Source organism: Thermobacillus xylanilyticus (genome assembly GCF_907165215.1).
GTDB lineage: Bacteria > Bacillota > Bacilli > Paenibacillales > Paenibacillaceae > Thermobacillus > Thermobacillus xylanilyticus.
The window spans coordinates 73,086-91,262 of sequence record NZ_CAJRAY010000080.1; the positions used below are offsets into that span (position 1 = coordinate 73,086).

Genomic DNA, 18,177 nt, shown 5'->3' on the forward strand with positions numbered 1-18,177 from the left:
TGATGGATAAGGAGATCATGAAAGGAAGCATCGACATTCTCCTGTTGTCCCTGATCCACAGGCGCGATATGTACGGATATGAAATGGTCAAGACCTTGAAAGAATACAGCGACGACCTCTACAACATGAGCGAAGGCACGTTGTATCCGGCCTTGAAGCGGCTCGAAAACAAAGCATGGATCGAGTCTTATTGGGGAGATTCCGAGGGCGGCGGAAGAAGGAAGTACTACCGGATTACGCAAGCCGGGAAGAACGTGCTGGAGAAGAAACTGCGGGAATGGAACCAGATCAACCATCTCATTCAAGTCTGTTCGGAGGGAGTCCAGTGGATCAAAACATCGAATCCTATATCCGCGGCATTGTAAGCCGACTGAACTGCAGCGAGGAAGAGAAACGAGACATCATGGATGAAATGCGCGATCATCTTCAACTATTGAAAAGTGAATACTTGCGCCAAGGCCTTGCCGAGGAAGAGGCGACACGGAAAGCGTTGGAAAGCTTCGGGGAACCGAAACAACTGACCCGGGGCCTGCAAGCGTCCATGTTCCCGTATGAGAAAGCGTTCAGGGCGGGTGCCTGGATATGTTTTGCGCTGTATGCCTTCGTCGTCTTGTACAAGCTGCTCATTCAACGCATGATCGTGCGCATGGAGCTCGCGGCATACGGTGTCGAATGGAACCATTATTTTTTTGCCCTGCCCGATGAGGGATTTCTGCAGGTGTTGAAGCTGAATGCGAACTTCATCCCGTTCCGCAATACGATGGAATATTTGACGGGAGCCGACCGCTACAATATGAGCATCATTATCGATAACACCCTCGGCAACGTCCTGATCTTCTTGCCGCTCGGATTTTTTCTTCCGCTGCTGTTCAGGAGATACGGCAAACTGTCGAAGATCATCGTGGATTCCATGGTCATCAGCTTTGCGATTGAAGCGTTGCAGATCGGCCTGAGAATCGGTCAATTCGATATTGACGATGTCATTTTGAATACATTCGGAAGTGTCCTCGGCTTCTTGATTTTCATAATCGTGAAACATCTGTTCGCGTTGTTCAAGAAAAGTCCCTTCCGGAAAATCGCGAATTAAGCCGGGGGGACCGAAGCCCGCTCCGTGAAGCCTGCTGCCGTGATTGCCGCATCCGGCAGCAGGTTTCGCATTTGTCAAGCTCATCCCGGTATGCTAATATTTGAGTTAGTCAGATGACTAACTAACAAAGGGTGCTGATTCGATGGCAAAACCGAATGTCGTCAGCAAACGGGAACTCATTCAATACGCAAAAGAGTGTCTGGTGGAGAAAGGCCTCGAACAGTTCACCTTGCGGGCGGTGGCGGAGACGGCGGGCGTGACGCAGGGGACGATCTACTATCATTTCCGCACGAAGGAGCAGTTGCTGCTCGCGATCGTCCGGGACATCTGCGAAACCAGCTGGCAGGAGATCGCCCGGCCGAAAGAAGATGCGATCGCGCACGCCCTGGCGTCGGCGAGGAGCCGCTGCTCCTACGACTCGTTTTTTCACAAATTGTTCCTCTCGCTTGTCGCTTCCGGCTTCAACAACGAAGAGATCCGACACAAGCTGGGCGAAATCATGGCGATGGAGAACGAAGCGCTGTCCCGCAATTTGTCCGGCTTGTGGGCGGCCTCCCCGATCGAAGGGGTGTCGCGGGACACATGGGGCATCCTGATCAATGCGATGGTTGACGGGTTGGCCTTGCAGGCCGTGCTGCAGAAGGACTTTCCCGTCGAAAGCATCTACCGCGAGTTCGAGCATTTCCTGAAAGGACTGAGCGCATTGACCGACAAGGAGGGCAAGAAATGAGAAACGGATTGTTCACCGCGATCTGGGGATTTGTCGTTTGGCTGTTTGCCACACTGTTTTTCAGGCTGTTCGGCGAATACGTGCTTTTTCCTCCCCGTTCAAACGCCTTTGTCATCAGCACGATCCTGCTCCTGATCGGAACGGCGGCCGTACTGTGGGGCGTCACACAGGCGTATCGGCGGTTCGATCGCTCGAAAGATGCGCCGCTCAAGTTCGGGGTGATCGGGACGATCATCGGGCTTGCGCTGGACACCTTCTCGATCTCATTTCATCCCGTTGTTTTCCCGCAATTGGACGAAGCACGGGTGATCGCGTTTACCGCCTGGCTGTCGTTCGCCTACGCCCTGTACCTGTTCATTCCCTTCGTCATTCAGCAGAAAATCGCCCGCACCGGATGACCGGAACGGCAAGGCCGCCGTTCTGGTCCATCCGTGCGGGCCGCGCGCCCGGGTCACGTCTTGCCGGCAAAGCGCTTCGCCAGTTTGACCCGGAACAGCGTGTTTCCCGGGGAAGATTCAAGGGTCAGCTCACCTTCGTGCCATTCGATCGCCTTCTTCGCAATCGTTAGGCCGAGCCCCGTGCCGCCGTCGCTTTTGCGCGACGCATCTCCGCGCACAAAGGCTTCAAACACCCGCTCCCGCAATTCGGCCGGTATGCCGACGCCGTTGTCCCATACGACCAGCTCGACATGATCGGCCGCATCTTCCAACTCCAGCCGGACCGCCGTCCCTCCGGGATTGTACTTGATCGCGTTGGACAGCAAATTGGAAATCGCCCGGTAGAGCAGGCCGGGATTGAACGAGAGGTTCACCTCGTGCGCGGGAATCTTCCAGTTGAACACCATCCCTTTCTCCTCGAACTGATCGTAGAAGTCGGCGGCAAGCTGGCGGACGAACTCCGCCAGGTCCCGCTCTTCGGTCGTCATTTTGTAATCGGGGCTTTCCAGTTTGGACAGCTCGAATACCTCTTCGATCAGTTCCGTCACCAGCTCCGCCTTGTCATGGATCAGGGCGAGATACCGCTGCTTCTTCGTTTCATCCCGGATCAGCCCCAATTGCAGCGCCTTCGCATACCCCTGGATGGTCGTGATCGGCGTTTTCAGATCATGGGAAATGTCGACGAGCATCCGCCGTTTGCTTTCCTCCAACCGTTGCTTCTCTTGCTCCGCTTTCTCCAGCCGGTCCGCCATCAAGTTGAAATGCTCCTGGATGACCGCCAATTCATAATTCGCCTCATACCGGAGCCGCTTCTTGTAATTCCCGTTTCCGATGCTGCGAATGCCCGCCGCGATGGCGCTCAGCGGATTCGTGAACTTGGCCGCCGTCCAGCGGCTGTAGCCGTACACGTTCAGCACGAGCAGCAGGACGAACAAGGCCAGCATCCCGATCGACCATTTCATGAAGTCGGCGACTTGCCGGTCCGTCATGTTATTGACCGCGAAATGCTGCGACAGATGGCTCTTGGGAAGCTTCACCAGACAGTAATGAGCTTCACCGTTCACGGTCCGGAAGGGTGTCATGCTTACCCAATAGGGGTTGTCCTCTCCGTCGCGGAACAGGTTCATCATCGCCGGCAACGTGTATTGATCGGTTTGATCCTGCTTGCGCCCTTTGACATACACGACGCGCAACTGTTCATCCAGAATTTCGACCCAGCCTTCGAATCGCTCAATCGTGTCCGACGGAATGTCCCGGTAATCCGGCCGCACCACCTCGCTCGCCCGGATCATCGGCACGGCCGCATCGAACAGCTTGCGGTCGACGCGCTGCTGCCACAGCGCGAAGAGGAAGACATCCAGGAGGATAATGGTGAAGGCGAAGAACACATAACTGCGGGTCAAGGCGTAAAAAATGCTATTTCGTCTGCTCATCCAGTTCTTCCCTCTTCGCGAACCGGTACCCCAGACCGCGAATGTTTTTCAGGTAAACCGGGGATCTGGGGTTGTCTTCAATCTTGTCGCGCAGCCGGCTGATCTGCACCATGATGGTGTTGTCGTCCGCAATGTAGGTGTCTCCCCAGACCCGCTCGAAGATCTGCTTCTTGGTGAAAATCCGTCCGGGCTCGTCGGTGAACATTTTCAGCAATTTGTATTCCGTTGCGCTGAGCGCGACGGGCTGTCCTCTCTTGTAGAGAAGGCAAGCGCGGTGATCCAGCGTCAGGCCGCCGATCGACGTCACGGCATCCGCGTCGCCCGCGCCGGAATCGTTGAACTCGTAATAGCGCCTCAGCTGCGCCTTGATCCGCGCGACGCATTCGAGCGGGTTGAACGGCTTGGTCATATAATCATCCGCGCCGATGCCGAGGCCTTTGATCTTGTCCACATCTTCATTTCTCGCGGACAGGATGATAATCGGCATCTTGCAGGCTTTGCGAATCTGCTGGATCAGTTGAAAACCGTCCATCCGGGGCATCATGATGTCGATCACCGCGAGATCGACCTGATGCCGCTCAATCAGCTCCCAGGCGGCCTGTCCGTCATGCGCCTCGATGAGTTCAAACTGTTCCGACTCCAGGAAGATCCTCAGCAATTCGATGATATCCGGCTCGTCATCCGCGATCAGTATCTTTTTTCGCACACGGTTTCCCTCCTGCATGGTTCAGAAAATCAATTATACGCCCGGCGCTTCTCTCCTTCCGTGTAAGGTAATTTTAAGATTGCGGCAAGTTGCCTGAAAGTCTGCGGCGGTAGAATGAAGATGCCCCTTACCGGTAGTTGACGATTTCATCACAGGAGGATTGCGAGAGAGATGCAGAACACGAGGATTGTCCGGCAAATGTTTCTGTTGCCCGTGCTTATCTTCGCATTGCTGTTCATCCCGTTGGCCGGCGCGAATGCCGTGCCGCAGGAGGCGGATTCGCCGCCGCCGCAACCGCCCGGACTTGCGGACCCCGAAGAACTTGAGGCGTTTGCCGATCGTTTCTTCCAGAAGCGCGAAATCATGGAGAAGCAAATTCCGGGCGCCGTGCTGGTGATCGTCAAGGACGGCGATGTCTGGCTTGCGAAAGGTTACGGCTACGCGGATCTGGAGAACCGGGTGCCCGTCGATCCGGAGAACACCCTTTTCCGCCTCGCCTCGATCACCAAGGTGTTCACCGCCGTTTCGGTCATGCAGCAGGTGGAGCAAGGGAAGATCGCGCTGGATCAAGACGTCCGGCGCTATCTGGGGGACATTCGGCTGGAAAACAAAACGAACACGCCCCTTACCGTGGAACATCTGCTCACCCATTCGACCGGGTTCGACCGGGTGGATTCCCCGCCGGGCGGCCTGATCAAGTTCGATCCCGAGGAAGCCGATTCGCTGGAGGACTATGTCAGAACGTATCTGCCCGCCGTCGTCCGCAAGCCGGGCGAAGCGTATATCTATGACAACAACGCTTCAATGCTGCAAGGGTATATCGTTCAACGCGTGACGGGCATGCCGTTCTCGCAATACCTGGAGGAGCATCTGTTCAAGCCCCTGGGCATGAAGCATACCTCGCTGCTGGTCACGGAGGAAAATCTGGGCAGGCTGGCAACCGCTTATGTGGATCAGAATGTGCCGCTGCCCTTCTATTCGATCAATCCGGTCGAAAACCCGCAGGGCGGCATCGTATCCACCGGCAGCGACATGGCCCGGTTCATGCTGGCGCTCCTGAACGGCGGCACGTTGGACGGCGCGCAAATTTTGAAGCCGGAAACGATCCGGACGATGCAGACGCCGAAACGGAGCATTCACCCGAAAGTGCCGCAAATCGGGTACGGGTTCGAATTTGCGTTCCATGAGGCGTTCAACGGACAGTCCGTTGTCGGCAAGGGCGGCGATCTTCCCGGCTACTCGTCCTGGATGTACCTGCTTCCGGAGCAGAACATCGGCATCTTCATCGCCTACAACAAGACCGAAAATGATGACATGACGGATGCGCGGGAGCTTTTCTTCAAGGCATTCATGAACCATTACTTCCCGGCTGCCGGACAGCCGGCCGATTATCCATCGGAGGCCGAACAATTGAAACGCTTCGAAGGCCTGTATCGCGATCTGCGCGTCGGCTATGTCGTCACCCGGGTCTACGTCGGCGACGACGGGCAGCTGACGGCGGAAAATCTGCTGGGCCGGCAGAAGCTCCGCCAGATCGATCCGCTGCTGTTCCTCGACGAGGAAGGCGCGCCCGTGGCCTTCAAAGAAGGCGAAAGCGGCGAGATCCGGTATATGTACAGCCGCGCCAACATCGTCAGTTGGTCGGAGAAGATGCCCGAACCGGCGCCTTTCCGCGATGTCGACGCGCAGCATCCCTACGCCGCGTACATTAACTACCTGCACCAGCTGCAGATTGTGCAAGGCAATGCGGACGGCACGTTCGCGCCGGACCAACCGATTACGCGCGCCGAATTTATCGCATGGGTGCTCGATTGGCTCGGCATTCCGGGTTACAACAGTCCGGCGCCGTGGTTCCGTGATATTGCAGGCCATCCGTTGGCCGGCGAGATCCAGGCCGCTACGGACGCGCTGCTGGTGACGGGGACGCCGTCCGGCGACTTCCATCCGGATCAGGTGATCACCCGGCAGGAAGCGGCCGTCATCATCTGGCGGCTGATGGCGCAGCTCGGCTTCCAGCCGATGGAGGCGCCCGTAACGGACGAGACTGATGAATGGGCCGCCGAAGCCGTGATGAACATGGTCGCTTATGAGCTGTACGGTCCGGAAGTGCAGCCTGACGCAAGCGGAGCGGTCGACTATCAGTCGAAGCGTCCGATGACCCGCCAGGAAGCGGCGGCGTTGATCTATCAGATCAGCATGTTCTTCTGATGCGCATACAGCACGCCTTTCACAAAAAAATCCCCGTGGTTCATTTGAACCAGGGGGATTTCATTCATGTCCGGTTATTTGTTCATCTATAACCGAAATCACGCATAAAAGTCTTTTATATCCGCTATATTTCATTGCCTGGTTGACAGAGGGAGTAAAGGGTTTGTTAAATTTTCTATAATCGATCTAGTAGGGTAATATAAACCATTCAACAAGGTGAGCTGCCGATGCCTTTTACCATCGTCCGTCAGGACATCACGAAAATGAACGTCGACGCGAGCTGCGGATGGGCGGCGGCGTCTGCGGCGCGATCTTCAGGGCGGCCGGACCGGCCGAGATGCAAGCGGCCTGCGACCGGCTCGCCCCGATCCGGACCGGCGAGGCGGTGATCACGCCAGGCTTTGCCTTGCCCGCGAAGCACGTCATTCATGCGGCGGGGCCGATCTACAACCGTCAACGAGCGGCGGAATGCGAGCGGCTTCTCCGCTCCGCTTACCTCCATTCGCTTCGGCTTGCCGCCCTGCACAAGTGCGAAAGCATCGCCTTCCCGTTGATCTCGAGCGGCATCTACGGTTACCCCAAGGCCGAAGCGCTGCAGGTCGCGGTCTCGGCGATCCGGGATTTCCTCGCACGCGCTGAACGTGATATGGATGTATATCTTGTCGTGTTCGACGAAGAATCGATTCGTATCAGCGAGGAACAGTTCGGCGAATTTACCCGTTTCGGGCACTGATTTCGGGACACAAATTGACGCCGTCGTCCGGCGGCGATCGCAATGGTTCTTCGTTTTGCGGCAACGAATCGATTTTTAATAAGCGAACATTCTGGCTGACGTTTCATTGTGAATAAGACCTATGATTTGAGCCTTGCTTGAAGAATAGGAGTCGGGAACAATGAAGAGCGGAATTTCCTTGTTAAACTTCGACGGTACGCTGCAAAAACAGACATTGCTGCGGAGATACCCGGTCGAGTGGATCGATTTCTCCGATTTGCGCGGTTGCCGCGGCTACTGCGCTTCTGATTCCCTCTGCAAAATTCAGAAACGGCTGCGTTCAAGAAAACATCGGCGCGTCACGCTGATCGGCAATGGGAACTACCACTACGTCACCTATGTGCTGTTGTCCGAAATTCGGCAGCCGTTCTCGCTTGTTCTGTTCGACCACCATACCGACCTTGCACCGGAGGGGGAAATCCCGATCCTTTCCTGCGGCTCGTGGGTCAGCCATGCGCTGAGGACGCTTCCGCTGCTCAATCGCGTGGTCATCGTCGGCGCCAGCGCTCCGGGCAGCCGCCAGGCAGCCGGCATGCCCGGCAATGTCACCGTCATCTCCGAGCAAGAGGTCCGGCGCATGTCCGCGGCGGAGATCGAGCGGGCCATCCGCGCCGCCGTGCCCGATCAGCCGATTTATATCAGCGTGGACAAAGACGTGTTGAATCGGGACAACGCGGCCACGGACTGGGATCAAGGCAGCATGACGCTGCGGCAGCTGCTGGATGCGATCCGGGAGTTGAAACGGACCCGTCCGCTCGCGGGGGCGGACGTTTGCGGGGAACTGCCCCTGTCTCCCGTCGATTTACTGTCCGGCGAACAGGTGCGGCATCTGAAGAAGAACGAACTCGCCAACAAGGCGATCGTCGACGTGCTCCTGGCGGGTTGATTCAACACCCGGCAGGCGGGTTGATCAACGGCTGAACGTATGTCCCGCCTTCTCCAATACGGCTTTCGCTTGTTCCAGGGCGTGGCTCTTGATCAGGATATAATCCGTATTGTAGGTTGCGATCGCGAAAATGCTGATCCCGGCTTCGGCCAGCGGGCCGGCCAGCGATGCAAGAATTCCGGTCAGGCTGAAGTCCAGTACGCCCTCATCGATCTTGATGCACCGGAACTCGCTTTCGATGTTCGCGAACTCCTCGCTGTCCGGCAGGCGTTCGGAAGGAACGACGATGGAAAGCTCTTCGTCCGTCCGGGTAATGGAGACGAACCGGCCGCTTGCGGCCCATGACGGGATCGGATCGGTCGGCGGCAATTTGATGACGGAGAAAGCGGCATCCAGGATTTTCAGATTCATGACTTGAGTTCTCCTTTTTGAGGATATTTTGACAGCATCCCGAATCTCTCGCAAGCATCGAGTTCCTTTTCCGGGCGATTTGATATAAAATCCTGAGCGGGGAAGACACCACACATTTTGCAACAAGGAGCAGACGCCATGTACAGAACCGTGCAAGATTTCCTCCATGATTGGTCGCACTCCGCACAAGGCACGCTCAAGGTGCTGCAGTCGCTCACGGATGAGAAAATGGATCAGGCCATTGTGGAAGGGCACAACACGCTCGGATGGCTTGGCTGGCACCTGGCGACCGCACCGGCATTTTTCATGAAGCAGGTCGGCCTCGCCATTGAACCGGCAGGCAGCGAACGGCCCGGCAAAGCAGCGGAAATCGTGAAGGCCTACACCAAGACGGCCGAGGACGTCAAGCGGGCGGTGGAGCAGCAGCTTACGGATGAGAAAATGGTCGAAAACGTGGAAACCTTCGCCGGCGCCGTACCGCGCGGCGCGATGCTGAGAACCTTGATCGACCATCAAACCCACCATCGCGGGCAGATGACCGTGCTTCTCCGCCAGGCCGGACTGCCGGTACCGGGGGTTCTCGGCCCGACCAAAGAAGGGAACTGACCAGCAGACAAACAAGAAGCAGACGGATCATCCGAATCGATGCTCGGACGCCGTCTGCTTTTTTTACGTCAGGCAAGCTTTCAACGTTTTCCCGATGCTGTCGTGAATGACCAGGCTGGCCGCGTGGTCATACGGCGTGGGAGACTTGTTGATCAACACCAGATGTTTGCCCCGGAAAAACTGGATCAATCCCGCGGCGGGGTACACCCTCAGCGAGGTTCCGGCAACAATCAGCACGTCCGCCTGCTCGATATACCGCCTGGCTTTCTCCAGAACCCCCGTATCCAGACTTTCTTCATACAGGACGACATCCGGCTTGACGATCCCGCCGCAGCGGCTGCACTTCGGCACACCGGCCGATTCCAGCACGGCGTCCAGCGGGAAGAACTGTCCGCATGACATGCAGTAATTCCGGTGCACCGAGCCGTGCAGTTCGAGAACCTCCCGGCTTCCGGCCTGCTGATGAAGCCCGTCGATATTTTGCGTGATGACCGCTTTCAGCTTGCCCGCCTGCTCCAGCCTCGCCAGCGCCAGATGCGCCGGATTGGGCTTCGCGTCTTTATAGATCATCTTGTTCTTGTAGAAATCATAGAACTCCTCGGTATGCTGCATGAAGAACGTATGGGACAGAATTTCTTCCGGCGATAACTCGCGCTTTCCCACGCGTTCGGAGAAAAGGCCGCCGGCGCTTCGGAAGTCCGGGATGTTGCTCTCCGTCGAAACGCCGGCTCCACCGAAGAATACGATATTGTCCGATGCGTCCAGGATCGTCCGCAATTCCGCAAGTTTGTCCGCATGCGATGCATTCAATCCGCGCTCACCTCCATCTCCTTAATCTACATCGCATCCGGCCAAACCGCAAACCGTCTTTCCGGCTTCCGACCAACGTTCAAGCCGTCTCGGCATACTTCACAGCCGCAGCGTACAAATAGCAGCTCAAGCCGACGTGCATGCCCTCCAGCACGCTGCGATGAAAATCGTCCTCCATGGCTCCAGCGCATGCTTGATGTCCCGCAGGCTGAAGCCGAGTTCCCGGTAGAACATGATCTGCTGCAGACGGGCGAGTTCCGTAAAGTATGCCCCAAGGTCGGAGTCAACCGGCCGGATCAAAATTTTGGGGTCCAAATAAAATGAAGCTCCAAGACGAAGCGGTGTCGACTTTGGAGCTTCTTGATTTGCACCAACCTACGATTTCGTCCGGGTCGCCAGCAGCAGCACGAAGGCGAGGCAGATGAGGACCGCGCTCCACAGCCCCGCAAGCTGCAATTGATTCGTTTCCACCGCCGCGTAGATGGCGGTCGGAATGGTCCGGGTTCTGCCGGGAATGTTCCCGGCCACCATCAGGGTCGCGCCGAATTCCCCCAGCGCGCGCGCAAATCCCAGCACATAGGCTGTCGCGAGCGAACGCGCGGCGAGCGGGATCGTTATCCTGCACACCACCTGCCATTCGCTCGCGCCGTCCAGGCGCGCGGCTTCCTTGTATTCCTTCTGCACGGAGGCAAAACCGGCTTTCAGCGTCTGATAGACGAGCGGGAACGACACGACGACGGCGGCGACCACCGCGGCATACCAGGTGAAGATGACCGGCTGGTCGAACCACCACTCCCACAGCTTGCCGATCCAGCTCCTGCGGCCCAGGAGCAGAAGCAGGAGAAACCCCACGACGGTGGGCGGGAGGACAAGCGGCAGCATGAGGCTTGTCTCGAGCAATGTTTTTCCGATGAAGCGCCGTCCGCCAATGCTATGGGCGGCCCAGATCCCGAGGATCATGACCAGGATGCTGGCGATGAAGCTGACTTTGACCGAAAGCCAGATCGGCGAGACGAACGCATTCCAATCCAATGTCTGATCCATTTTCCACACCGAAGCCGCAATCTTGGAATATCCGCAGGCTTCATCTCCTTTCAATCCAGTATAGCAAGACCGGTTCTGAAATCGAAGAGCGCTTGCGCCGGATTCGCTCCGATGTCAAACTGTTCTTGTAGACGGCACCAACTGTTCGGACGAAAGGAATGCATCACTTTGGTCCAAATCCGAAAACCCGTTGCGGTCAAAGAAGCGCTTGAGCTGTTGATGGCGCATGTGCCGGCTCCCCGGGCGGAGACGGCGGCATTGGCGGACAGTTACGGACGCATTCTGGCTGAACCGGTCGTCGCCTCGCATGATGTTCCGCCTTTTCACCGCGCGCCTTACGACGGATTCGCGATCCGTTCCGAAGATTCCAGGGGGGCCGGCGAACACTGCCGCATCTCCTTCCGGGTCGTCGGGCACATCGGCGCCGGGCAGATGCCGGCGCGCGAGCTGGGAGAAGGGGAAGCCGTGCGCATCATGACCGGCGCTCCCCTGCCGCCGAACGCCGACGCGGTCGTCATGCTGGAGCAGGCCGTGGAGGACGGGCAGGGGTTCGCGATCCGGAAGCCGTTCCGCGCATGGGAGAACGTCTCCCTCCGGGGCGAAGATGCCAAGGCCGGCGAGGTGCTCGTGGAGCAGGGGAATCTCATTCATCCGGGCGTCGTCGCGCTGCTCGCCACCTTCGGCTATGCCAGCGTGCGGGTCGCCCGGAAGCCGGTCGTCGGGCTCATGACCACGGGTACGGAGCTGCTTCAGGTGCACGAACCGCTGGCGCCCGGGAAAATCCGCGACAGCAACGGGCCGATGATCGCGGCACAACTCGCCAGATTGGGCATCCCGTCCCGTTCGTACGGATTCGTGCGGGACGATCTCGACCAGGCGTTTGAGCTTGTCCGGCGGGCGCTCCGGGAGACGGACTGCGTCATCACGACGGGCGGGGTGTCGGTCGGAGATTACGATTACTTGCCGGCGATTTACGAGCGGCTCGGGGCGAAGGTGCTCTTCAACAAAGTGGCGATGCGTCCGGGCAGCGTGACCACGGTTGCCGTATGGGAAGGCAAATTTCTGTTCGGCTTGTCCGGGAACCCGTCCGCCTGCTATGTCGGCTTTGAAATCTTCGCCAGACCGGCGCTGCTGCGCATGATGGGGAGCAGGAAGCCGTACCTGCCGCACACGCAGGCTGTGCTGACGGAGGATTTCACGAAGCCGAATCCGTTCACGCGATTCGTAAGGGCGGTCTATCGTCATGACGGCAGCCGGCCCACGGTTGCGCCCGCCGGATTCAACAAATCCAACGCCGTCAGCTCGATCGCCAGAAGCAACGCGCTGATGGTGCTGCCCGGCGGATCGAGAGGGTTTCGGCGCGGGGCAATCGTGGATGTCCTCTTGCCGGGGACGGAAGAAGGTGAAGCGGAATGGCGGATTCCGTAGCCGCGAAGCGATATGGAAGAAAGGCGAGCGATGCTGCAAGATTGAAAACGGCGGGGGTCGTGCTTGCCGGAGGCCGTTCGGTCCGCTTCGGCTCGCCGAAGGCATTCGGCATCCATCAGGGGCGATATTTCTATGAACGGGCCGTCGACGCGCTTGCTCCCGTCTGCGATGCGGTGGTCATCGTGACGCGCGAAGCGCTCAAGGAACGGTTCCCCGACCATCTATCCGTGATCACGGACCACGCGGACTATCAAGGGCTGGGGCCGCTCGCCGGCATCTATTCGGCAATGTGCGCGGTTCAGGCCGACCGTTACGCCGTGCTGCCGTGCGACATGCCTTTCATGACGAGCGATGTGACGGCCCGGCTGCTGGAAGCCGCAGGTGGTCAGAACGTCTGCGCGGTTCGGCTCGGGGAACGAAAGCACCCGCTGGTCAGCATCTGGAGCAGGGCCATGCTCGAACCATTGCGCAAGGCGTTGGACGGCGGCCGGTATCGGGTGTTGGAATTGCTGGAGCAGGCGGATGCGGAATGGTTGGATGGATCGACCCTTGTCCCTGACGCCGGGGATGCCGAGCGCTTCTTCCGCAACGTCAACAGCCCGGATCAGATGAAAGCGTGATGCGGCCATGGCGGCCGCCGTTGCTTTTTACTTATGGAAAATTTGATTTAAGGCAAACATTCCATACCACCATGCGCCGGGAAACTGCTATATTCATGCTGAAACGGTGTGCAAAGGAGAGTTGTTTTCATGTTCAGGAAGAACAACCACCGCGCGGAGTCTGTGGTATAGCCGGGAGGCTGTACCCGGATATTTCCGTATAAGCCTCCCGTACGCAGAATCAACAGGATTTGATTCGATACGGAGGGGTATCTCGTTGAACAGGGAAAATAAAAGAAGATCGTTCGAAAAAGGCTACTACAAAACCCACGCATGCCATGACACGTTTACCTGCAAAGTCTGCGGGAGGCTGGTCGTGCCGGAGGGCGCGGGAAGCAGGCATCGGAACCACTGTCCCAATTGCCTGACCAGCCTGCATGTGGACATCGAGCCCGGCGACCGGGCTTCCGGCTGCGGCGGGCGTATGGAGCCCGTCTCGGTATGGGTTCGAAAAAACGGCGAGTGGGCGATCATTCATCGCTGCATCAGGTGCGGAACCTTGAATTCCAACCGGGTTGCGGCAGACGACAATCCGATGAAACTGATGTCCATCGCCATGAAACTATTGACGCAGCCCCCGTTTCCGCTTGAGCGGATCGAGGAAATGACGAGGCTGATGGGTGGAGAAGGACGCCTTGAATAGAGGATGGAGTAAGCGGGATCGCAGTCGTATGCTGCGATCCCGATTGCATTTTCGTGTATGATGATCTTGGAATCCATGGATGAAAGGAATTGGCGACATGACGGAAGCATACGATCCGATCCATCGCGCGGCGCTGCTCATCCGGGATGCCCGCAGCATGGTGCTGATCTCGGGCGCCGGGCTTTCGGTGGATGCCGGCGTGAAAGATTTCCGCTCCCCGAGCGGATGGTGGCGCAGCATCGATCCCCGGACGGTCGCGACGGTCGAAGCGCTCGAGTCCGATTATGATCTCTTCCATGAGTTCTATGCGGCGCGCATCACGCAATTGAAGACGGTCAGGCCCCATCGGGGGCATGGCATCCTGGCGGAATGGGAGAAGCGGGGCATGCTGGCTTGCATCGGCACCCAGAATGTGGACGGCCTGCATCAGGCCGCCGGCAGCCGGAACGTGCACGAGCTGCACGGCACGATCCGCGCGTTCCGCTGCCACGCCTGCGGCGCGCCGCACGCGGAAGAGACGTTTCTGCAGAAGCGGAAATGCCAATGCGGCGGCAGGCTTCGCCCCAATGTCGTGCTCTTCGGCGAAATGCTGCCTCAGGAAGCCTGGGATGCGGCCATTGCCGCCATCCGGGCGGCGGATGCGGTGCTCGTGATCGGCACCAGTCTGCAGGTCGCGCCGGTCAATCAGCTGCCGTTCCTGACGAGGGCCGGACGCATTTTCATCAACGCGGAAGAAACCGGCCATGAGGATCAGTTCGACGTGTTCATCAAGGGCCGGGCGCTGGACAGCCTGGCCGCAATTCAGGAACGGCTGGAGCTGCTATAGCTGCCATCGTCAACGACCGTGCCAAGGCGATCCTGATCCTGAAGGAGTTGATGGAATACCCACAGTATGGAAAGGTTTGATATAATGTTGTCATGATTTGTCCAACAAACTTGAATGTTGCGGCTTGTTGTCGGCGGCGTGCAGGAACGAATGTCGAACAGCGGGACGCAATGAGAGGAGAGGCCTGGGGATGGGGTACCTTATCCGGATGCGAACGCTGTGCGTCCTGCTTGTCGCCGCGCTGGCGGCGTTCGCGCCGATCGGCGGGTTCGGCAATGATGGCATCGTCCATGCGAATCTTTCGCCGAATGGCTGGATCCAATTGGAATCCAGCGAACTTTACGGAGACGAGATCCGAATCGATTGGACCATACTCTATCCGGATTCGTTCCATCAGTCGATCAACTTGTACCGGTTGCCCGACGAGTCGGAGATCACGATTGAAAACGGTGAACAGGATCTCATAAGCGGCAATCTGAACAAATCGCTGGAGCCCGGCGCATACCGGCTCGTGATCACGCTGATGGTCGGAGTCGATGTGCTGGATACGTACATCCACGAATTCGTCATGCCCGATCCGGTAACGCGTCTTGTCCACGTGTTCGGATCGGATGGGCCGATCGATGATCTGGTCTTTCGGCAGACGTTTCCTTGGTCCGAAGAACCGCTCACGGCGGCCGAAATCCCGAATCCGGGCAAAGGGTACGTCACGTACGCCGTTGAAATTTTGCCGAGCGGATGCTTTACGATGGAGTCGAACACCTATCATTTCTCCATCGGCGGAGAGGTGTGCGCGGACAGCGCAGAGGCGTTCATCGTGCAAGCTTCCGACGATACGGACAACCTCGTGCAGCTGGACGCCTTCTACGCCTACGAGGATGAAGAGAAAGGCGTTCTCGCGGGTTATCTGCTCCTTCGTATGGAAATTTGGGGCGAGCTCAAGATGGATCTCTACGATCGGGAAGGGACACCCCATGCCTGCGAGATGTACGGAGAGGCCCTATACGAATTCGAATGCGAGCTTCCCGACGATCCCGCCTATCTGCAGGTTGACAAGTTTATCCAAGGGGTTCCGGCTCCGACCAACGTCGTCATCCCGATGGACGACATCAACCTTCCCGAGAATATCACCGTCGTCGACAGGGATCCCCGCGTCAACCGGATCGATCCGCTGATCGAGTTCGAGGACGTTCCGAATGATACGGAGTTCGCCTTTTACAAAATTATGCCGACGCAGGATAGTTATTGGTCGTCCGGAATCCGATACATTCCTGTGGGCGAAGGCCCCTACTCGTTCGCGCTGGAGAACATCGAAGCCGATCATTACGATTATCGTTATGTCGCGATCCAGCTCGTCGACACGGCCGGGAACCTGTACGCCAAGACCGCCGAGTTCCCGATAATCGACAAGATGACGGAACAGGATGCGCGGATCCAATACGAAGATAACGGCATGGAAGCGCTCCATGAATCGTACTTGCCGGACAATCCGTCGTTCAGGGATATCGACTGGACCGAAGGCGGCCGCGCGGGAACGGTCACATGGACGCTTCCGGACACCGGCGAATATGCGTTGACGGCGTACGATCTGTATTATTCCGATTCGAATCAAGACCCGATCCGCGGCGAAGCGAGGGTGTATGTCAATCACAGGCTGGCGGATACGTTTGAATACATGCTGGAGGACGTGCCGGAGGGAGCGGCATACCTGGAGGTTGTGCCGCTGCTCCGGGAGGAGAATCAGTGGACCTATCAGGATTATTATGGCGATTCGTTCTTCATTCCTTTGAACGACCGGGTCACACCGCTGCTGGACGAACTGGCGGTGGACGGGAATCCCGTCTATCCGAAGCCGCGGCAGGATGGTTCGTCCTATTATGAATATACCGCCGCATGGAATGCGGACGTTGCCGTCGTCACCGCATCGTCCATGAACGGTGTTGTGTACGTCGGGGACGAAGGGCCCGCTGCATCCGTCACGGCGACGGTCTATCTGAACGAGCCGGTGAAAGCCGTATCGATTCGGGTCGGGACGCCGGAGGGAGACTGGTCAAGCGAATATGATCTGGTCATCGCGAAGGAGCCTGCGCCCGATGCTCCGAAGCTGGCGAGCCTGATCGTCGACGGCCGGGAGATTGAGCCGGCCGGTTCGCTCTACAGCATCTCCGTCGACCATGATGCTTCCGCCGTCGCGGTGACCGCATCGGCCGGCGCGGACGTGGAGATCGAACTGGCGGGCATCCGCCAATTCGGTTCGGTCGAAGCGTTCATTCCGATCACGGACGATGAGATGAGCTTGCCGATTCGCCTGTATGATCCCGCAACGGGCAGGGAAGCGGAGTACGTGCTGAGCATCGTCCGCGAGGTGCCGGACAACCTTGTGCTCGGCGTGCTGGCCGGATGGTTCGATGCCGGCGACGACGGGTACGTATACAGCGGCGTCCCGAGAGGAATGACGGCCGGCAGGCTCAAGGAACGGTTCGTGACGGTATCCGGAACGGTCATGATGGTTCGGGATCGCGAAGGCGTTGCCGTGAGCGACGACCACATCGTCCAGCCCGGCTATACGATCGAGCTGATCCGCGGACCGAAAACGCAGACGATCCGGCTCGAAATGCTGTCCGAACGTTTGAAGTCGATCCTCGGCCTGCCGACGGACAGCCCGCTCGCATTCGTTCACATCGCCGCCTATGTGATTCATCATAGGAACGATGTGACCGGCGACGGCGTCTTCGATCAGCACGACGTGCGGTTGCTACTAAGTGAAGTGGATTGAATAGGATAGCCGCTTGCCCGGTTGGGTGGGCGGTTTTATTATTTGATTGATTAATTCAAGTCAGTGCACAGGAATGGGAACAGGAAGAAGAGAGGTTATATTTATAGAATGAGTCATGGGAAATCCTGATTTTAATTGCGGGAGCCAAACTGGAGGTCTGAACGGAGGTTAAAGGTGGAGGCACTTCAAGAAGTATTTAATAACAGGGAAATTGCATTAGGATGTTGGATTATTATATCCATTATATTTGGACTTTTCACCAAAGCCGGAAGAGAATTTTTTAAATCCGTTGTAATTATCGTTTTTAGTCGCAAAATGATATTTTTATATACAATATATTTAAGCTTCTTTTCTTTAACTGTATTTTATCTTTATCATGCAGGTTTCTGGGACTGGTTATTACTAAAAGATACTGTTTTTTGGGGTATGTTTGTATTTATTCCGTTGTTTTCAAAAACGATAATGCAAGCAAAAGATGCTCGTTATTTTATTAAACTGATAAAAGATAACTTCAGGCTAATTGTAGTCATCGAGTTTATCTTAAACTTTTGGACGTTTAATTTAGCTATAGAAATCTTAATCGTTCCAATTGCTTTTTTACTCGGCGGGGTCTATGCAGTTGCATCAAGAGATGAAAGAACAGCCGTTGTTAATAAATTAACTCAACTTTCGCAGCTTGAAAATCTGTGCTAAGCCTTGATGGAGCTAGGATTTC

General features: G+C 57.1%; 20 protein-coding genes. 14 read left to right on the top strand and 6 right to left on the bottom strand.

All coding sequences use genetic code 11. The annotated features are described in order from the left end of the window. The first annotated feature begins 2 nt into the window (after positions 1-2). The 4 genes from KJQ12_RS14910 (at position 3) to KJQ12_RS14925 (ending at position 2,215) form a co-directional block, all read left to right on the top strand. Entirely contained in the window at positions 3-365 is a 363-nt protein-coding gene (locus KJQ12_RS14910; protein WP_015253667.1) for a PadR family transcriptional regulator, read from the top strand. Then, positions 326-1,087: a VanZ family protein gene (locus KJQ12_RS14915; protein WP_213485501.1), complete on the top strand. Its 762-nt coding sequence runs from the start codon at positions 326-328 to the stop codon at positions 1,085-1,087. Before KJQ12_RS14910 ends, KJQ12_RS14915 begins: the two co-directional genes overlap by 40 nt. Before the next feature lie 142 nt (positions 1,088-1,229). Continuing rightward, a complete protein-coding gene (locus tag KJQ12_RS14920; RefSeq protein WP_015253669.1) occupies positions 1,230-1,817 on the top strand; it encodes a TetR/AcrR family transcriptional regulator in 588 nt (195 codons plus the stop codon). Beyond that, positions 1,814-2,215, top strand: coding sequence for a DUF5367 family protein (locus tag KJQ12_RS14925; RefSeq protein WP_213485508.1), 402 nt, complete (start codon positions 1,814-1,816; stop codon positions 2,213-2,215). Before KJQ12_RS14920 ends, KJQ12_RS14925 begins: the two co-directional genes overlap by 4 nt. Positions 2,216-2,268: 53 nt before the next feature. Here KJQ12_RS14925 and KJQ12_RS14930 read toward each other — a convergent pair whose 3' ends face one another. Beyond that, the gene (locus KJQ12_RS14930) at positions 2,269-3,687 is read right to left on the bottom strand and encodes a HAMP domain-containing sensor histidine kinase (RefSeq protein ID WP_213485510.1); all 1,419 of its coding nucleotides are present in this window, start codon (positions 3,685-3,687) and stop codon (positions 2,269-2,271) included. Then, the gene (locus tag KJQ12_RS14935; protein WP_015253672.1) at positions 3,671-4,393 is read right to left on the bottom strand and encodes a response regulator transcription factor; all 723 of its coding nucleotides are present in this window, start codon (positions 4,391-4,393) and stop codon (positions 3,671-3,673) included. The genes KJQ12_RS14930 and KJQ12_RS14935 overlap by 17 nt, the downstream gene beginning before the upstream one ends. Positions 4,394-4,564: 171 nt before the next feature. Here KJQ12_RS14935 and KJQ12_RS14940 point away from each other — a divergent pair, with 171 nt between their 5' ends. The 3 genes from KJQ12_RS14940 (at position 4,565) to KJQ12_RS14950 (ending at position 8,259) form a co-directional block, all read left to right on the top strand. Continuing rightward, positions 4,565-6,601: a serine hydrolase domain-containing protein gene (locus tag KJQ12_RS14940; protein ID WP_213485512.1), complete on the top strand. Its 2,037-nt coding sequence runs from the start codon at positions 4,565-4,567 to the stop codon at positions 6,599-6,601. Between the two features lie 286 nt (positions 6,602-6,887). Further along, positions 6,888-7,334 carry a macro domain-containing protein gene (locus tag KJQ12_RS14945; RefSeq protein WP_244860640.1) on the top strand — a complete coding sequence of 149 codons (447 nt, stop codon included), beginning with the start codon at positions 6,888-6,890 and terminating at the stop codon, positions 7,332-7,334. Positions 7,335-7,494: 160 nt separating this feature from the next. Next, the gene (locus KJQ12_RS14950) at positions 7,495-8,259 is read left to right on the top strand and encodes an arginase family protein (RefSeq protein WP_213485514.1); all 765 of its coding nucleotides are present in this window, start codon (positions 7,495-7,497) and stop codon (positions 8,257-8,259) included. A 24-nt stretch (positions 8,260-8,283) separates the two neighbouring features. Here the strand turns inward: KJQ12_RS14950 and KJQ12_RS14955 are convergent, their stop codons facing one another. Beyond that, the gene (locus KJQ12_RS14955; RefSeq protein ID WP_213485515.1) at positions 8,284-8,670 is read right to left on the bottom strand and encodes an ACT domain-containing protein; all 387 of its coding nucleotides are present in this window, start codon (positions 8,668-8,670) and stop codon (positions 8,284-8,286) included. 138 nt (positions 8,671-8,808) lie between these two features. On the opposite strand from KJQ12_RS14955, the gene KJQ12_RS14960 reads away from it, so the two are divergent. Next, positions 8,809-9,276 (top strand): DinB family protein, encoded by a 468-nt coding sequence (locus tag KJQ12_RS14960; protein ID WP_213485517.1) that lies wholly within the window; start codon positions 8,809-8,811, stop codon positions 9,274-9,276. A 63-nt stretch (positions 9,277-9,339) separates the two neighbouring features. On the opposite strand, the gene KJQ12_RS14965 is transcribed toward KJQ12_RS14960, so the two are convergent. From KJQ12_RS14965 to modB, 3 genes are all read right to left on the bottom strand, one after another. Further along, on the bottom strand, positions 9,340-10,086 hold the full coding sequence (locus KJQ12_RS14965; RefSeq protein ID WP_213485519.1) for an NAD-dependent protein deacylase: 747 nt from the start codon (positions 10,084-10,086) through the stop codon (positions 9,340-9,342). A 126-nt stretch (positions 10,087-10,212) separates the two neighbouring features. After that, positions 10,213-10,401 (bottom strand): MerR family DNA-binding protein, encoded by a 189-nt coding sequence (locus KJQ12_RS14970; protein ID WP_213485528.1) that lies wholly within the window; start codon positions 10,399-10,401, stop codon positions 10,213-10,215. Positions 10,402-10,461: 60 nt separating this feature from the next. Beyond that, complete coding sequence (gene modB / locus KJQ12_RS14975; RefSeq protein WP_213485531.1) at positions 10,462-11,130, bottom strand: molybdate ABC transporter permease subunit; 669 nt, start codon at positions 11,128-11,130, stop codon at positions 10,462-10,464. A gap of 168 nt (positions 11,131-11,298) precedes the next feature. Here modB and KJQ12_RS14980 point away from each other — a divergent pair, with 168 nt between their 5' ends. The 6 genes from KJQ12_RS14980 (at position 11,299) to KJQ12_RS15005 (ending at position 18,155) form a co-directional block, all read left to right on the top strand. Then, a complete protein-coding gene (locus tag KJQ12_RS14980) occupies positions 11,299-12,558 on the top strand; it encodes a molybdopterin molybdotransferase MoeA (protein ID WP_213485532.1) in 1,260 nt (419 codons plus the stop codon). Then, a complete protein-coding gene (locus KJQ12_RS14985) occupies positions 12,543-13,178 on the top strand; it encodes a molybdenum cofactor guanylyltransferase (protein WP_213485533.1) in 636 nt (211 codons plus the stop codon). The genes KJQ12_RS14980 and KJQ12_RS14985 overlap by 16 nt, the downstream gene beginning before the upstream one ends. Positions 13,179-13,434: 256 nt before the next feature. Beyond that, positions 13,435-13,860 (top strand): RNHCP domain-containing protein, encoded by a 426-nt coding sequence (locus KJQ12_RS14990; RefSeq protein ID WP_213485535.1) that lies wholly within the window; start codon positions 13,435-13,437, stop codon positions 13,858-13,860. 97 nt (positions 13,861-13,957) lie between these two features. Continuing rightward, positions 13,958-14,686, top strand: coding sequence for an SIR2 family NAD-dependent protein deacylase (locus tag KJQ12_RS14995; protein ID WP_213485537.1), 729 nt, complete (start codon positions 13,958-13,960; stop codon positions 14,684-14,686). A gap of 190 nt (positions 14,687-14,876) precedes the next feature. Continuing rightward, positions 14,877-17,462: a hypothetical protein gene (locus tag KJQ12_RS15000; RefSeq protein ID WP_213485538.1), complete on the top strand. Its 2,586-nt coding sequence runs from the start codon at positions 14,877-14,879 to the stop codon at positions 17,460-17,462. A gap of 174 nt (positions 17,463-17,636) precedes the next feature. Next, the gene (locus KJQ12_RS15005; protein ID WP_213485539.1) at positions 17,637-18,155 is read left to right on the top strand and encodes a hypothetical protein; all 519 of its coding nucleotides are present in this window, start codon (positions 17,637-17,639) and stop codon (positions 18,153-18,155) included. Positions 18,156-18,177 lie beyond the last annotated feature (22 nt).

Excerpts from the sequence above, each read along its gene's own strand:
- KJQ12_RS14910 (WP_015253667.1), top strand. The coding sequence starts at position 3 with ATGGATAAGGAGATCATGAAAGGAAGCATCGACATTCTCCTGTTGTCC.
- KJQ12_RS14920 (WP_015253669.1), top strand. The coding sequence starts at position 1,230 with ATGGCAAAACCGAATGTCGTCAGCAAACGGGAACTCATTCAATACGCA.
- KJQ12_RS14925 (WP_213485508.1), top strand. The coding sequence starts at position 1,814 with ATGAGAAACGGATTGTTCACCGCGATCTGGGGATTTGTCGTTTGGCTG.
- KJQ12_RS14930 (WP_213485510.1), bottom strand. The coding sequence starts at position 3,687 with ATGAGCAGACGAAATAGCATTTTTTACGCCTTGACCCGCAGTTATGTG.
- KJQ12_RS14940 (WP_213485512.1), top strand. The coding sequence starts at position 4,565 with ATGCAGAACACGAGGATTGTCCGGCAAATGTTTCTGTTGCCCGTGCTT.
- KJQ12_RS14945 (WP_244860640.1), top strand. The coding sequence starts at position 6,888 with ATGGGCGGCGGCGTCTGCGGCGCGATCTTCAGGGCGGCCGGACCGGCC.
- KJQ12_RS14950 (WP_213485514.1), top strand. The coding sequence starts at position 7,495 with ATGAAGAGCGGAATTTCCTTGTTAAACTTCGACGGTACGCTGCAAAAA.
- KJQ12_RS14955 (WP_213485515.1), bottom strand. The coding sequence starts at position 8,670 with ATGAATCTGAAAATCCTGGATGCCGCTTTCTCCGTCATCAAATTGCCG.
- KJQ12_RS14960 (WP_213485517.1), top strand. The coding sequence starts at position 8,809 with ATGTACAGAACCGTGCAAGATTTCCTCCATGATTGGTCGCACTCCGCA.
- modB (WP_213485531.1), bottom strand. The coding sequence starts at position 11,130 with ATGGATCAGACATTGGATTGGAATGCGTTCGTCTCGCCGATCTGGCTT.
- KJQ12_RS14985 (WP_213485533.1), top strand. The coding sequence starts at position 12,543 with ATGGCGGATTCCGTAGCCGCGAAGCGATATGGAAGAAAGGCGAGCGAT.
- KJQ12_RS14995 (WP_213485537.1), top strand. The coding sequence starts at position 13,958 with ATGACGGAAGCATACGATCCGATCCATCGCGCGGCGCTGCTCATCCGG.
- KJQ12_RS15000 (WP_213485538.1), top strand. The coding sequence starts at position 14,877 with ATGGGGTACCTTATCCGGATGCGAACGCTGTGCGTCCTGCTTGTCGCC.